Origin of the sequence: Synechococcus sp. MW101C3 (assembly GCF_002252635.1) — a bacterium.
Taxonomy (GTDB): domain Bacteria; phylum Cyanobacteriota; class Cyanobacteriia; order PCC-6307; family Cyanobiaceae; genus MW101C3.
The window spans coordinates 288720-303466 of record NZ_NQKX01000004.1 but is presented as its reverse complement, the minus strand read 5'-3'; the positions used below and the strand labels follow the sequence as shown (position 1 = coordinate 303466).

The 14747-nt window shown below is 62.0% G+C and carries 16 protein-coding genes; 9 read left to right on the top strand and 7 right to left on the bottom strand.

The window, feature by feature from the left end:
* The coding region (locus CJZ80_RS15300) for a hypothetical protein (RefSeq protein WP_198948260.1) at positions 1 to 2535 on the top strand (2535 nt) is incomplete at its 5' end.
* Positions 2536 to 3664: 1129 nt separating this feature from the next.
* Here CJZ80_RS15300 and CJZ80_RS15650 read toward each other — a convergent pair.
* Complete coding sequence (locus tag CJZ80_RS15650; protein WP_144036961.1) at positions 3665 to 3919, bottom strand: hypothetical protein; 255 nt, start codon at positions 3917 to 3919, stop codon at positions 3665 to 3667.
* 487 nt (positions 3920 to 4406) lie between these two features.
* On the opposite strand from CJZ80_RS15650, the gene CJZ80_RS15035 reads away from it, so the two are divergent.
* Complete coding sequence (locus CJZ80_RS15035; RefSeq protein WP_144036960.1) at positions 4407 to 4613, top strand: hypothetical protein; 207 nt, start codon at positions 4407 to 4409, stop codon at positions 4611 to 4613.
* Positions 4614 to 4945: 332 nt separating this feature from the next.
* Here the strand turns inward: CJZ80_RS15035 and CJZ80_RS06915 are convergent, their stop codons facing one another.
* On the bottom strand, positions 4946 to 5368 hold the full coding sequence (locus CJZ80_RS06915) for a hypothetical protein (protein WP_094511489.1): 423 nt from the start codon (positions 5366 to 5368) through the stop codon (positions 4946 to 4948).
* 31 nt (positions 5369 to 5399) lie between these two features.
* Positions 5400 to 6518 carry a Tat pathway signal protein gene (locus tag CJZ80_RS06910; RefSeq protein WP_094511486.1) on the bottom strand — a complete coding sequence of 373 codons (1119 nt, stop codon included), beginning with the start codon at positions 6516 to 6518 and terminating at the stop codon, positions 5400 to 5402.
* A 512-nt stretch (positions 6519 to 7030) separates the two neighbouring features.
* Between CJZ80_RS06910 and CJZ80_RS06905 the strand changes: the two genes are divergently transcribed.
* Together CJZ80_RS06905 and CJZ80_RS06900 are read left to right on the top strand one after the other, a co-directional pair.
* Positions 7031 to 8551, top strand: coding sequence for an MFS transporter (locus CJZ80_RS06905; protein ID WP_233132880.1), 1521 nt, complete (start codon positions 7031 to 7033; stop codon positions 8549 to 8551).
* Positions 8552 to 8949: 398 nt separating this feature from the next.
* A complete protein-coding gene (locus tag CJZ80_RS06900) occupies positions 8950 to 9132 on the top strand; it encodes a conjugal transfer protein TrbI (RefSeq protein ID WP_094511483.1) in 183 nt (60 codons plus the stop codon).
* Positions 9133 to 9146: 14 nt separating this feature from the next.
* Here the strand turns inward: CJZ80_RS06900 and CJZ80_RS06895 are convergent, their stop codons facing one another.
* A complete protein-coding gene (locus CJZ80_RS06895; protein ID WP_094511480.1) occupies positions 9147 to 9944 on the bottom strand; it encodes a phosphatase PAP2 family protein in 798 nt (265 codons plus the stop codon).
* A gap of 130 nt (positions 9945 to 10074) precedes the next feature.
* On the opposite strand from CJZ80_RS06895, the gene CJZ80_RS06890 reads away from it, so the two are divergent.
* A complete protein-coding gene (locus tag CJZ80_RS06890) occupies positions 10075 to 10635 on the top strand; it encodes a DUF924 family protein (protein ID WP_094511477.1) in 561 nt (186 codons plus the stop codon).
* A gap of 76 nt (positions 10636 to 10711) precedes the next feature.
* Here the strand turns inward: CJZ80_RS06890 and CJZ80_RS15030 are convergent, their stop codons facing one another.
* The 3 genes from CJZ80_RS15030 to CJZ80_RS06880 form a co-directional block, all read right to left on the bottom strand.
* On the bottom strand, positions 10712 to 11143 hold the full coding sequence (locus CJZ80_RS15030) for a hypothetical protein (protein ID WP_144036959.1): 432 nt from the start codon (positions 11141 to 11143) through the stop codon (positions 10712 to 10714).
* Between the two features lie 202 nt (positions 11144 to 11345).
* Complete coding sequence (locus CJZ80_RS06885; RefSeq protein WP_094511474.1) at positions 11346 to 11789, bottom strand: nuclear transport factor 2 family protein; 444 nt, start codon at positions 11787 to 11789, stop codon at positions 11346 to 11348.
* A gap of 70 nt (positions 11790 to 11859) precedes the next feature.
* Positions 11860 to 12258: a thiol-disulfide oxidoreductase DCC family protein gene (locus CJZ80_RS06880; RefSeq protein WP_094511471.1), complete on the bottom strand. Its 399-nt coding sequence runs from the start codon at positions 12256 to 12258 to the stop codon at positions 11860 to 11862.
* 179 nt (positions 12259 to 12437) lie between these two features.
* On the opposite strand from CJZ80_RS06880, the gene CJZ80_RS06875 reads away from it, so the two are divergent.
* The 4 genes from CJZ80_RS06875 (at position 12438) to CJZ80_RS06860 (ending at position 14730) form a co-directional block, all read left to right on the top strand.
* The gene (locus CJZ80_RS06875; protein ID WP_094511469.1) at positions 12438 to 13274 is read left to right on the top strand and encodes a MotA/TolQ/ExbB proton channel family protein; all 837 of its coding nucleotides are present in this window, start codon (positions 12438 to 12440) and stop codon (positions 13272 to 13274) included.
* Positions 13252 to 13794 carry a hypothetical protein gene (locus tag CJZ80_RS06870; RefSeq protein ID WP_094511467.1) on the top strand — a complete coding sequence of 181 codons (543 nt, stop codon included), beginning with the start codon at positions 13252 to 13254 and terminating at the stop codon, positions 13792 to 13794. Before CJZ80_RS06875 ends, CJZ80_RS06870 begins: the two co-directional genes overlap by 23 nt.
* Positions 13785 to 14402: a hypothetical protein gene (locus CJZ80_RS06865; protein WP_094511463.1), complete on the top strand. Its 618-nt coding sequence runs from the start codon at positions 13785 to 13787 to the stop codon at positions 14400 to 14402. The genes CJZ80_RS06870 and CJZ80_RS06865 overlap by 10 nt, the downstream gene beginning before the upstream one ends.
* 112 nt (positions 14403 to 14514) lie before the next feature.
* Complete coding sequence (locus CJZ80_RS06860) at positions 14515 to 14730, top strand: hypothetical protein (RefSeq protein WP_094511461.1); 216 nt, start codon at positions 14515 to 14517, stop codon at positions 14728 to 14730.
* Positions 14731 to 14747: the final 17 nt, after the last annotated feature.

The window sequence follows — 14747 nt, the reverse complement described above, 5'->3', positions numbered from 1 at the left end:
GCCGCTCTTGGCACCGACACCGATACCCAGATCCAATACTTCAACGGCTCCGAATGGGTCGACTACACCTCCGGCACCGTTAACCTGATCGACGGCTCCCTTCTCGTTCGTGTTGCCATCAACGATGACGACACCTTTGAGGGTCCGGAAACCTTCCAGCTCGCCGTCACACCAACCGGTGGCTCACTCTCCACTGGCACTGCCACCATCCTTGATGACGGCACCGGCAATATCTACCCGGATAACAACACCGGTAACATCGATCCAAACGCTCTCAAAGACGACGATCGCGCCATCTCTGTTGACAACATCTCCGTCAACGAAAACTCGCCCTTCGCGGTCTTCACCGTCTCTGGCACTGGCAATCAGCCCGTTACCCTTGCTCTGCAGAATGATGCCAACGGTGCCACCAATGATGCCGCTCTTGGCACCGACACCGATACCCAGATCCAATACTTCAACGGCTCCGAATGGGTCGACTACACCTCCGGCACCGTTAACCTGATCGACGGCTCCCTCCTCGTTCGTGTTGCCATCAACGATGACGACACCTTTGAGGGTCCGGAAACCTTCCAGCTCGCCGTCACACCAACCGGTGGCTCACTCTCCACTGGCACTGCCACCATCCTTGATGACGGCACCGGCAATATCTACCCGGATAACAACACCGGTAACATCGATCCAAACGCTCTCAAAGACGACGATCGCGGCCCCGCAATCCTCGTTCCTACCAATGATGGCAAGGGTTTGGAGGTAATCGGAACGGAGGGGGATGAGCTCTGGGTCGACCTCTCAGTCGTTCTGGCGAATGCACGGAAGCAAAACGGGCTTGATCTCGTGCGGATCTCCTCCGATGGCAGCCAATCCAGAGTTGGCTCCATTGGAGCAACTCCGGATTCCGGCTTTCTAGGGGATACCCGTGTAAAGCTTGCCGTTGGTGATCAACTTCAGTTCATCCAAGTCAGCGGTGATCTGCCAGCCAACAATTCACCCGCTTTGTCCATAAGCAGCGACGGTGAACGTGTCATCGTTCGACTTGACGACAACAGCGACGACAACGACTTTAATGACCTTGTACTCAAGGTAAAGACCTCAACCTTCGACCCCTTCTCTCAAAGTACAAAGCTCGCAAAGTTTCAACAGGCATCCGATCAAGCCTATCTGGATCTCAGCTGGATCTCAGCCAATGGAATCGTGCTGAGCATGGATGTAACAACCGATAGTGACTTTAACAACAGATTCGGCCTAGTGAAGGTTGACACTGACGCCAACGGAACCCCTCTCGGCACGGTAGGTGGCTTGGCCCCATCCGCAGGCGCAGACTTTGATGAAGCAGTTCGCAGGAACCTGCTGAGCTTCAGCTACACGCAATCAGGGAAACAGACAGTTGCTGGGCTTAGCGTAGCGCTGCAAGGCAGCCAAGCCGGGGTCTACGCACCTGTATTGATAACGCCGACAGGAGCGATCTACACCTTTGGTGCATCATCAAGCAGCGATCAGAAACAGCACATTAAAGTGCTTGGGGCCAATAGCTTCGGCTTTGAAGATTTGCCAAGTGGCTCTGCGGACTGGGACTTCAATGACGCTGTGATTACCTTCCAGGCCACGAATGCCGAACCGCCCAAGTTAGTGATTTCAAGCGATGGTCAAGGGCTCACGGTGGTGGCTGGCACAGGCCAGGGAACAGGGCTCTGGCTGGACCTCAATGCCGTAATCGCAAACTCAGCGCTACAAAACAGCTTCGATCTTGTGAAGCGTCTTGCCAACGGCCAGGAGACATCGATTGGGAGTGTCGGTGCTACAGCGCAGGCCACCTTCCTGGGCGGCAAGGAGTTGTTCCTGGGCGTGGGTGAAACCCTAAGATTCGTACAGAACAGCAATGACGACAACGAAAACGTCGATCCTGCTCTCCGCATCGAAAAGATCGGCGAACGCTATCGTGTTTCTCTTGACGACAATGGAGATCCTAGCCCTGACTCTGATTTCAACGATCTGATCGTTGATGTCGACAGCACACCATTGGATCCGTTCGAATCGGTGGTCTCGCTGGCAAGTCAGCAGCGTACAAGCTCTGATGGCATTCTCGATCTCACAAATCTACAAGAAGGCAAGTTAACACTGAACCTCTCGATCGTTACAGACTCCGAGAACATCAACACCCTAAGCTTCGTAAAGCTCGATGTAGATCCTGTGACAGGCAAACCTCTCAGCCAAGTCGCCGGAGTTTCTGCTAGCGCAGGCGAGGCGTTTAGAACTGCTGTACGCGACAATCTCGTGGACTTCAGCATAGCGGCTGGTGGTCAAGCAAAGAGTCTTGCGACATGGGAAGTTGATGCATCCGACAGCGGCTATTACGCAGCTGTCGTGGTTTCATTCGAAGGAAATCTCTTTACGTTAGGAGATACCACTGCGGCTGACGGTCGCCAGCACCTCAAGGTGTTTGGCGACAACAGCTTCGGATTCGAAGACCTTCTGAGCTCCGGTGGCGCTGACTGGGATTACAACGATTTGATCGTCACGGTGACGCCGTTCTGAGTTCCTCTTCAGGAACTAGTCCACTAACCACGACGATGGTGGTTCCTTACCACCAAGCTGTTCATCTCAGCAGCAGAACAAGACGCTGTGCTGCTGCAGGGCATCACGTAGGCCCTCCCCAAAGGGGCAGAGTGCCTACCCTGCAATAGAAGCAATGAGTTATCGACTGCAGAAAAGACTAGATTCGACACAAGAACACCGAAAAGCATCCGGCTTGGCCGACATGGATCGGTGCAAGAAGCGACATTGGCTCTCGTTAGAGGGCTGCTTCATGCGATTTAGTGACAAGCCCTCTGGCACCAAATGGTAGATCAAGCTCGCGGAGCTCATTTCCTAGGATGAACTGGAAGACGACTATGCGTCCCAGTTCTGCAAAGACATTGGGGCACCTGCCAAGCTATCTCGAGTGGCATTGGCTGCCCAGCTCATCAAGGCTCGCCTCGTGATCACAAACGAAGAGTTGGCAAAGCAAATCAAGAGAGCTCCGCATCTTCAGTCCTTCATTGGATTGGAAACGTACCAGTGATGATGAGGATACCGTGAAGGTGGTGGTTATTCAACAGGGCATGGCAGCAGGAATCATACGCCTGCGCCATCACTCAACCAAGCACCACTCTTGAGGAACGCCACCTGCGCACCTGTTGGTATGAACAACAGAGTGATGGATCCCTGCTCAACGAAGCCAAAGAAGCCACGTAGAAACTGAATGAGACGATCGGTCCACGAATTCTTGGAGCACTTGATCAGAAGCCACGCACGAATCGCAAGATGCGCTGGTAGCAATGTCTTGCTGTGGCTAAACGGAGTGTTCTCGCATCCGCAAGAATCGCAAGGCACTCAAGTGGCAGGCCGGCCATCTGGAGCACATTCTTGCCGGCATTGATGCTCTTATCCACTACGGTGGCTGGCCGCTGGCTGCAAGAAGACACTGGTGCCAAAAGCTCTTGGCGAGGAGCAGACTGGGACTCCAGCGGAGAACTCTCTACCACTCAGGTAGCAGAAGCTGCTCCGATCGAATCGTGAACCTCATAGACGCTTCTCTCAGGTCAACTGTTGATTGCGAGGCTAGGTTCAATGTCGAAGTCGAAGCCCTTGTCTGAATCGAGTCAGCATGTGGTAGATCTCTCGATCAGTCACGGGTGATGGGTTCACCCGTGTGGATCGGTTGAGCCACGTCCCCTCCAGTGAAGGAGCAGGCCTGAAGGATCAAGTGAGCGTCTGTCGCTGCCGTCATGGTCATCAGCCAGAGGTGATCGATGCCGACAGGATTCATCGGACTCGAGCCAACCGTACGCTCTGGCAGCATCATCGCGATCGCATGGGTGGAGCTCGCCTTGATCGGCCCAGGAGTGATCCCAAGGATGTCGAAGAAGAGAAGGGGCAATCTCTTGATGATCAGCCTGGGGATCATGCTGTCAGCGACAACGTCGCACAAGGGAAGCAGCGGGATGAATGGGGACTGATTCACAAGCAACTAGCTGCCGAAAACAATCAACAGTTTGATTGTCTGCACTGGTGAGGAACAATGACGAGCTGGCAGGGTGTCACTCTATCCGCGTTGGCTTCTTGGCGCAGCTGGTGATGCCGATGAAGCCATCAGAAGAGTCGAGTATCGACCCCTGAGCAATCAAACAGCTGCAGCCTGAGGATCGTTCGGAGGTGATTCAGTCTTCCCCGGTGTGAGACAGGGGAGGGGTCGTTGTTCCTCAACAAACCCAAAAGCAACCGCTTGAGGGCTTTCCACTGGAAAAGCCAGCGTGTCTACACAATGATCAACGCCACTGATTCCCTATCCCAGCATAACGTCAGAGACCAAACTTGGTGGCAGCCTGCTGCTTGCAGATTGTCTTGGCATTGCTGATGCTCACACGTTGGTGCACCTGATCAACGACACAGGTGCACGTGTACGTAGCAAGACCGGCGGGCGCTGGCTTGCCCGAAAGGGCAACTTCAGCGTTGACGGCATTGGTGCAGTAGTGCATGATCAGGTCATCTTCCATATTCTGCGCATGGACGCCGCAGGGGAAGCAGGCAAGGGTGCCGCAGCTGATGGCCGCGAGAGCAAGCAACCGGGCTGATGCCATCACTGATCAGATTGGAGGCTGGTGAACGTAGCTTACAGGCATTGACAGATCTGAGCGAAAGCCTGGGCTCGTGGGGTTGATGTGCCGATAACTCACAGTGCCGGAAGACCGGAGGCCCCCACACATTGAGTTCAGCGGCAAGGCTCTGATGCAGGGAAGCTGTGTATGGAATCCGTGCATGGGTTCAGTGCATGGAATCAAGGCGCACTGTCTGCCGATGCTGCCGGTGTGATGGGGCACTCCTCGCAACTTGTCTGTGCGGCGCTGGGAACCAACGACAAGGCGCGGCATCATCAGGCAATAGGTGGCTGGATGATGGAGAAGGCTCACACACGGGAAGCCGATGGGAGGCGCGCCAGAACAAGCGGCATCACAGCAAACAGCACCAGCATGGCCAGATAGACACCACCAGAAACTGGATCCCGGCTGGCTACATACTCGCCAAGCGTGCGCTCCTGAATGGCAACTGCAAGCAAGACCTCGGCGCCAACCAACAGACCCAGTGCAAGACATCCAGCCCCCAGGCGGATCATGGCACTGGCGGGAAGACGAAAACGCCAGATGATCAGACGGGCCGACACCACAATGGCCACGAACATGAACGGCATTTCAATGAGCTCCGCCGTCCGTTCACCAAGGCGCGGCACAAGCAGTGTCACTCGAATCACGCCCAGCACAAAGCCCACACCGAACACCAATACGAAGTAGGTGATTCCAGCCTTGATGGTTCGAAAGGGGAGACGATCCATCAATCCATCAGTGGTAGCGCAGCCGTGCGAATCAAATCAGGACCGCCTGCAGTGGCCGTCGCAGTGAAGACGGCAGCCTGGGGCCTCGGCCGAACCTGACGACAAGATCGGGCCGCCACCCTCCGAGAGCCAGATCATCAGCAAGCTGCGGGCGCAGCGTGGACACCTCTACGGGCTGATTGAGCATCGCAGTGCGAATACCCAAGGCTGCCGATTGCAGGGCAAAGCGCTCATAGCAACGCCCCACTTCCACCCACTGCTGCGGCGTTGGGGATTCCGAGGCGAAGATCGCGATACCGGCAGAACTGCGCACATGCTTGGCGTACGTGTCGTTTTCGCCTTTCGGTGAAAGCAGCAGGCTGAAAAGCAGGCGTCCCAGCCATGTCGGCACAGACGGATGGCCAGACGATGCAGCGTAGAGTCCATCCCCCGTTCGAACCGCCTCACGACCGTTGAATCGGATCCACTGCTTTAACTCAGCCACGAAGGCGGCATCATTCAACTGGATCGTGTTGCCTTGAACGACAGACTCCAGGAGCGTCTCCATGGCCTTGCGCTCGGTCAGGACAATCAGCTGAACACCTGCGCCCGTACCGGCCTTCACCAACAGTTCCAGTTCATCGCGAGCAAGGGGTTGGCCGTCATACTCACCACGTGTGCTCTGGCGCTCGGGAATCGCCTGAAACAGTGTTGACGCGACGGGTGTTGTCGGCGTTAAGGCGAAGCGCAAGACAGTGCCCCCTGCCGCATCAAAGCCGGAGTGGCTCATCCAGCCATGGGCCAAGGCTGCCTGGCTCAGGTTCTCGGCGGCACAGCCAAGGGAGACGAACAGATGGTGGTTCTCCGGGTCGACAGCAGGGCAGCGTCGTGAAAGATCCGGCTCAAGCGAGATGGCGCCATCGCGGAGGCGGAACTTCCAGCACTGCGTGTTATGGCTGGACGGCGCCAGAGTGGCGTAGCGCACAAGCTCATGCAGCAGAGAAGGCATGCCGCCGGACGCGGCCTTGCTGTGACGCCAGGTGCGATCCACTGAGGCTTCATAGCTGTCAGCACTGGGCTCCGGTGAGCATGAAGAGATGCCGGCACTGGCGGTGGCAGTGCCGGCTGCGGTGGCCAGTGCGGTGACCACAAATTCACGACGGGTCGTCATGATTCAACCTACTGCTCATAAAACCAAACGGTTCAGCTCAGAGGGAAAAAAGAGATCTGAGGCTTAGCCCGTCGCAATGAGAGCTTGCTGGGATGACGGTCTACTGGAGCTGCACGGTCACCGCAGGCTTCAGCCGCGCCTGCGCCTGACGGAAGTGAGCAAGCGTGGCAGCCGGCGGATTCCGGTATCGGTCATGGGCCAGGGCAGAAATGGGGATGGAAATGGGGCGCATGGACCCCTGCGAAGGTGATGGTCAAGCATTCGCCAACGGCACAATCCTTCATCCTGCCAACCCAACGACAAGACAGAAAAGGGCGATGGCTCTCATCACTACGTGCAGACAGAGGTCCCTGCCAATCCCGTCCACCTGCATGATCGTTCGACCATAGGGTCGGTCGGGCCCTGGCTATCGATCCCTGTGAATGCTTCAGCAGCGGCTCGCTGCCTTCCACGACCAGCACGTTCCTTTAGAGTCAGGCAACGAAGGCTTCTCTATCAGGGCACACACTGCCATGGTCTCAGACAACCCAGCTGCCCTCACACAAACAGAGACGCCCCCGCCTAATCCCGATCGCTGGTGGACCCTGGCCGCCGTGGAATGCGGCAACTTCGTTGTTTATATGGATGGGTTCATTGTCACACTCGCCCTGCCGGCGATGGCGCGTGAGTTCGGCGTTGGCCTATCGGTTCTGAAATGGGTGATCGTCGCCTACATGCTTACCGTGACGGTCACCCTGCTGCCGGCCGGCCGCCTGGCCGACATCTGGGGACGCCGCCGCATCGTCGTGATCGGCATGGGCGTCCTCGTCCTGACGTCGGTCCTGTGTGCGCTGGCGCCCACGGTGGAAACCCTGATCGCCTTCCGCGTTCTCCAGGGTGTGGGCGGCGGCCTGGTGCTGGCCAACGTGATGGCCGAGATCACCGCCGTCTTCCCGAAGCAGGAGCGGCGCAAAGCCATGGCCGTCAATGCCTCGATCCTGGCGCTGGCTCAGGTCACGGGGCTGGTGCTCGGCGGCCTGCTGATCGGCCAGTTCGGCTGGCGCTCCCTCTTTCTGGTGATCCTCACGGTGAGCCTGGCCGGACTGATCCTCAGCCTCCGGATCCTCAAGGCCCGCCCCCGCAGCCTGGACCGCACCGCCATGGACTGGACGGGTGCCGTGCTGGCAGTCGTGGCCACCAGTGCTCCCTTCCTGGTGATTGAACAACTCTCCGAGGCTGGACTGAAACCAGCCAGCCTGGCGATCCTGCTGGGTGGCGTGGTGGCATTGGCCCTGTTCGTGCAGGTGGAGCGACGCCTGCCGAGACCGCTGCTGAATCTCGAACTGCTGCGACGGCGTGCCTTCACCTGTGGCTCGGTGGCTGCCGCCTTCTACTTCGTTGCCGCGGTGTCCTGCTATTTCCTGCTGCCGTTGTATGCGCAACTTGTGCTGGGACGCTCGCCCGTGATGGCGGGTGTGCTCATCGTGCCGCTCTCCTTGGTTCTCACGGCCACGAGCCTGACGGTCAGCAGCCAGGGCGATCGGATCGGTGCACGAACCCTCAGCACAGCAGGAATGCTCTGCATCAGTGCAGGCCTGGTCGGACTGTCCTGGCTGGGTCCCGACGCCTCCACCGCCAGCATTGTCTGGCCGCTGGTGCTGCTGGGCATGGGCGGCGGGCTCTTCCATCCCCCCAACAACAGCGCCACGCTCAACACGGTTCCTGCCGAGCACCTCAGTGTGGCGAACGGCTTCCTGTCGATGGCTCGGAACTTCGGACAGGCGATCGGGGCGGCGCTGGCGGCATCACTGCTCGCCAGCGGCCTCGGCGCAGCAGGGGCAGAAGCAGCACTGGCGGGGGAGGTGGGTGCGCGGCTTGGCGGGTCCCAGCTGGAGGCCTTTCTGGGGGCGCAGCAGTTGGCGTTTCGCTTGGCGGCAGCACTCGGGCTGGTGGGAGCGGCGGTGTCCGTTGGCCGCGGAGCAGAGGTGCCGGTGGTAACGCACGTGACGGAGAGGCCCATCGCCAGCCGTAGCGATGGGAAGGGGATCCGGTGATGGGGATGCAGAGCGCACTCTCCAGCTTCCGCACCACGCCTTCATGGCTGGGCTTGAATCTGTCCGTTCTCTTGTCAGAAAATCCAGCACCCCCTACCAATTGCCAGCGCTGAATAGCAGTTGCAACATCGCAAATCCCGCCAGACAGGTGGCGGCCAGGAGCGGAATGGTATGCAGCACGGTCGGAACATCCTGGTGCTTCGGTTTCGTCATGCTGCGACCGCTTGCGGGCCGCGCAATGGCCAGGTGCGGAGAAGCACAGACACACTCGTCCATGAAGTTGTGTGCCCGCCGCCAGCCTCTGCACGGCGATGGCGCCGCTCCATCCGGTTTCAGAATGAAGCAGCTGGGCGGCAGCGGCAGCAGAGTGGAGGCAGAAACCTGCTCGCGGAAAGGCGATGAATGCCACCCTGGAGAAAGCCACCACCACCCAGTGCGCCTGCCCCGGCTGCCACTGCAGCGTGAAGGCCGACACCCCCTTCCGCAACGGCGCCCTGCTGTTCTGCAGCGACGCCTGCGCCAGTGGCCACCCCAACGGTGAACCCTGCCACGCCGGCTGCGGCTGCGAGTGTCACGGCTGAGGCTCGGCGGAGGGCTAGAGCCCCTCGCTATCTGTTGAGGCGTTGGTGAGCACCGGCAGACCGGCGGGCGGGGCCACCAGCAGCCGCTGGCGATCCTGCGCCACCTGCTGCCGGAACGCCTGCCACTGGGGAGACGCGATCACCTGTTGGCTGATCGCCTTGGCCAGGCGCTGGCTCGCCAGCACATCACTGGGGTAATGCACGCCGCAGTAGGCACGGACATGCCCCCCCTGGCTGCCCACCAGCAGCAGCCGTTCCCGCCGTTCCGGCACGACATCGGCCAGCAGCAGGGCCGCCGTGGCAAACCAGGTGGCATGGCCACTGGGGAACGACCAACCCGATTCCAGCGGCAGGCAGGGCCTGAGATCCCGGTGGCTCAGAAAGGGGCGCGGCCGGGCAACGGCGTTCTTGAGCTGATTCTTGAGGGTGTCGGCACGGCTGAGGAACGCAGGAAGGCCCTGGTAAAGCGTCGGTGAGGCGTCCTGCAGATTGGTGCCGATGGCGGCATCAAACACGCTGAGATTGCGGTTGAGGAAGTGCCAGCTGAGTAACACTCCCTCTGCCGTGCGGGTGCGCTGGTTCCAGCGCAGGATCGCCAGATCGTCGCGTTCCGCCTGGCTGGCGGGAGCCGGCGGCTGGCCGATCACGGCACGAAAGGCGGCCGGATCCAGCTGCAGGCCTGCCGCCGGATCGCTCGGCTGGCCCGAAGACTGGGCGACGGACTCGGTGCTGGGCCTGGCCAGGGCATCACCGCTGAGCAGCACCAGGCAGGAGGGCAGCAACAGGCCCGACAGACAGAGTCCAAGGCGCATGAGCTTGATCCTCAGCTGCTCGCGGAAACCGACTGTAAAGAGTGGGAATAACGACCTATCACCATCTGAGGGGCCGCAGGATCTGCAGCCCCAGCCGGCCGATCAGGATGCGGGCAACTGCTGAAGGCTGATGGCTGCTGCTGCCGAGGAGCTGGGGGCAGAGGTGCTGGCCTTCTGGTTTGAAGCCGCGTCGCCCAGCCAGTGGTTCCTCAAGGATCCGGCCTTCGACCACCAGGTGCGGGAGCGGTTCATCGGCCTCACCCGCCAGGCGGTGGCCGGAGAGCTGGCGGCCTGGGGCCGGCAGCCGCACACCGGCCTGGCGCTGGTGCTGCTGCTCGATCAGTTTCCCCGCCAGATCTGGCGGGGCTCCGCCATGGCGTTCAGCGGCGATGGTGCGGCCCTGGCGCTCAGCCAGAGCGCGGTGGCGAACGGCTGGGTAGCGGCCGAAACCGACCAGGCCCGGCGGCAGTTCTGGTTGATGCCCCTGATGCATGCGGAAGACCTGGCCGTTCAAGAGGCGGCCGGCCCGTTGTTCGAGCAGTTCACCGATGCGCGCACCGCCGCCTTTGCCCGCCGCCACCTTGAGGTGATCGCCCGTTTCGGCCGCTTCCCACACCGCAACGACTCCCTCGCGCGGGTTTCCAGCAGCGAAGAACTCGCCTTCCTGCAGACCCCCGGCTCAGGGTTCTGAGGCGGCCAGGCCGTGGGGTTGCCGGTAGGCAGGGGGTTGCCGGTAGGCAGTGGCGCGACACACCCCCGCCGATGGTTCACGCGGGATTGTTGCCGCTGATCTCTGTACAGGCTGGCGAAAGGAACTGATCAGCCTTCTTGCGCTCGGCTTGCAGTTCGAGTTTGCAGCGATACACGAGCGCCTCGTAGCCAGGATCGCGATGGGCCGGGATGTATGGGTTTGTCCCAGAAGGCGCAGGGGCGGCGGCAAGATCAATGCCCGCAGTGCCTGTTTGCGGATTCTCCTGGGGTGGGGTCAGGGGTCCGCAACCCGGGTCGACGGATCCAAAGCCCTGGCCCATGGCTGAAGCTGGGTGCTGGTCCACCGGAATCAGAGAGAACAAACAATGGCCAGGCAAGGCTGCAATCTGAAGCACCTTGAGATGAGCGCTAGTTTTACTCATTTGTAGATAAGGGTCAAGCACAGAATGAGCCAAGAGCTTCTCACTTCTCTCTAATAGTTCACTCATGCCTGCCTATCAATTTTTCCGTCCCTGATCATTCTGCTTTGCCCTCTCGATCACTCACACAGCCAATCCCAAGGCAGGAACTGAAGATCCGCTGAGCGCCCATAGTGAGCTGAAAGGCTGAGGATCAGGCAGGACCAATGGGCCCCCTCCACAGCCCTGTCTGTGCCGCCTTCCCCTGCTCGCACCGCTCCGGTGAGCAGCTTCAGCTCACGAAGCGGCGGTACATCCAGCGCACGAAGGGGCCGATCACGGGCACCGGGGCGAAGGTGGGGCCCACGAAGTCGAAGTAGTCGCGGTGGTCGACGATCCTGCCCGCCTCATCCAGCAGCAGGCGGGTGGTGCCGGGATAGACAAACTCCACGCCCTTGATCCGCAGACCCATCACCCACTCCACGAAGGCGGTCCGGTCGCTGACGACCACCGCTTCGGAGCGCAGCATCACGTCGTCGCAGCGCTTCATCAGCCCCTCCTGGGCGGCGAGGTAAGCATCGATGCCGGTGGCCTCCTGCGTGGGATCACTGAAATGCACGTTCTCGGCATACACGGCACGCCACTGCTCCGGCGTGGGGGCCGGCTGTCCATAGGGTTTGGTGAACAGGGCCTGCAGCGAGGCGGCGGTAAGGGGCGGCACGGCGGGATCAGTCATGGGGCAACGGGTTGGGGGTACGGGCTGAGGCAGAGCATCGCAGCGCTGAGCGGGCGGCCCGGCGCGAAGATCAGTGGGCGGCCCGGCGGGCGCAGAGGGTGTCAAGGTCGGGGCGGCCGGTGAGGCGCAGCCGCCAAGCGGCCCAAAGCCGGTAGATGGCGTCGACGGCCGGGCCCAGCAGAGGCCAGGTGGTGGGGGCATAGATCCAGCCCAGGCCCACCTGCCGGTAGGCCTCGCGGAACACCGCCACATCGCGCAGCACCGTGCCATCGGAGCTGAGGCCATGGATGCGGCCCATCGCGTCGCGGTAACTGATGCCGGCATAGGCAGCGGGGTCGTAGCCGGGGGCGTCGATATCGACGAACGCCAGCCGGCCCCGGCCGGCATCGCGGCGGCGCAGTAACGCCACCTCGCGCAGGCAGAGCGGGCAGGCTCCGTCATACAGAAGCGTGAGAGCGGTGGCCGTCATGGACTGAGGCTAAGAAAACCGGTGCAGGGGCCGGGGGCGAGACCTTGCGTGGGGCCCGTGCGCGGCAGCCTGCCGCTGCCAACCACCAGGGGAGTCGGCCCTAACGTCGAAGCCGGCACCAGCGCCCGCCACCATTCGCCGTCGCCCCCGCCGCTGCCTCGGAGTCCCATGGCCCGCCGATGATCGACACGCCCGGGCCGGCCGCCAGCGACTTCGAGGATCTCGCGCCTGCCCTGCTGGATCTGCCGCCGCGGCGCTGGATCCGCAGCCCCGCCCTGCTCTCGATTGTGGTGGGGGTGATCCTGACCCTGGCCCTGGTATTCGCCGCCACCCCCTACCGCACTAGCGCCGTGGGCGCCTTCCTGCTGGAGCGGGGCGTGACCCAGCCGATCACGCTGGCGATCGCGATCACGGTGGTGGATTACTGCCTGCGGCGCCTGATCGTGTGCCGCCGGGAGCGGCGCCAGGTGGGCCGCGACTGGGTGCCCCGCGGGCTGGTGGATCTGCGCCCGGCCGATTCCGATCTGCGCACGATGTTGATCCTGCTGGGCCAGCGCCGCAGCCTGATCGCCAATCGCCTCTGCCGGCTGCTGCGCTGCTTCCAGGATTCCCACTCCCGCGGGGCCACCCGCGAGCTGCATCAGGACGACATCGCCCTCACCCAGGCCGACATCGAAGACGGCTACGGCGTGACCCGCACGATGATCTGGGTGTTGCCGATGCTCGGATTCCTCGGCACGGTGCTGGGCATCTCGATCTCGATCGGTGGTTTTTCCGGTCTGCTGGCCAATGTGGAGGATCTCGACAAGGTGAAGTCGAGCCTCACGGCGGTGACCGGCGGGCTCTCCACCGCCTTCGACACCACCTTGCTGGGCATCATCACAGCAGTGCTGTGCATGGTGCTGATGAGCATCAGCGAACGGAGCGAATACCAGCTGGCCGGTGAAATCGAAACAGCCCTCAACGACGGATTCTTCCCCCGCCTGAGCCGTGATGAGACCAGCCCGGCGCCGTAGGCACGCGTCGATCGATCTGATCGGCTTCCTCGACATCCTCAGCGCCGTGATGGTGATCGTGCTGCTGGTGATCTCCGTGCTGGCGCTCTCGCTCGGGGTGGACCGCGGCCGCACGGCCCGGGTCGAGCCCCGCAGCAAGCCCACCGCGAAACCGGCGGCGGCGGCAGCGAAACCGATCGCGGATCCGTGGATGCAGGTGCCCACCGCCGCGTCGTCCCCGCTGGTGGCGCTCAACAGCGCCGATGGGGTGCCGATCACCGGCTCCACCACCTTCCTGCTCTGCCGCGACGGCCAGGTGGAACGGCACGATCCGATCAACGGCAGCATCACCGCCCGCTGGGATCTGGACCTGGTGCCGCCGGAGCTGATCGCCGAGGCGGTGCGCACCGACTACATCTATCTCGCCGTCGCCGGCAGTTGTTTCGCAGCGGTGCAACCGCTGGTGGGCGCCCTGCGCAGCACCGGGGCGCAGCTGGGCTACGAGCCGATCGGCGAGGGAGCGCGCACGCCATGGCGGTGAGACGCAGCGGCCGTCAGGGGCACACCGAGCTGTCGTTCGACAGCCTGATCGACGTGTTCATGAACGTGCTGGGGGTGCTGATGCTCACGGCCGTGGTGATGGCGCTGTCAGTGCGAGGAGGGCCCTCGTCAGCGCCTGAGCAACGGGAACCGGCAGCGGCCGCGCCCGCCCCGCCGCTGCCAACACCGCTGCCGCAGAGAACCCAACCGCCCCGCCGCCCGCCAGTGCAGTTGCGGTTGCCGCAGGTGCGGGACGTGGGCACCGAGCCGCTGTTCGTGTTCGTGAGCGCCGATGGGCTGCGCCCCCTGGGGCTGGGTGGTGAAGGCCTGCTGCAGCGCTATTTCTTGGTGACAGCGGAGCAGGGCCAGCTGGTGCTGGATCCCCGGCCCGCCGCGGTGATGAGCGCCGGTGCCTTCCGCAACTGGATCCGCACCTACAGCACCAGCCGCCATCACATCGTGGCGGTGGTGAGCCCGGATGGCGCCGAGCGCTACCGGGAGGTGCGGGAGGCGGCGCGGGCGGCCGGGTTCCGCTCCGGCTGGCTGGAGCATCTGGGCGGCCCACTGCGGGTGGGCGAGGGCGGCCGGAAGGGCGAAAGCGTGCAGTGAGGCCAGAGGGCGAAGGCGTCCAGCGGCCAGAAGGGCTGGCCTGCACAGCAAGGCCTGAATGGAGCCACGCTTAACAGAACGTCACACTAGAGTGGCTAAAAGGATGTACCCCATGGACGCACTGTTTGCCTTCTTCTACTTCGCCTGTTTCGCGGCGATCGCTGGCGGCGCCTTTGCGTTGATGCGCCAGAACCTCCGCCAGACCGACTGGCGCGCCGCTCCCTCAGCCCCCCGCCCCCATCCCGAAGCCCCGGAACCAGGCGATTCGGTGATGTACGTCGACCTCAGCCGCGAACGGCTCGAGAGCCTCTACAACCAGGCCAGCTGAACGTGCCAGCTGAGCGG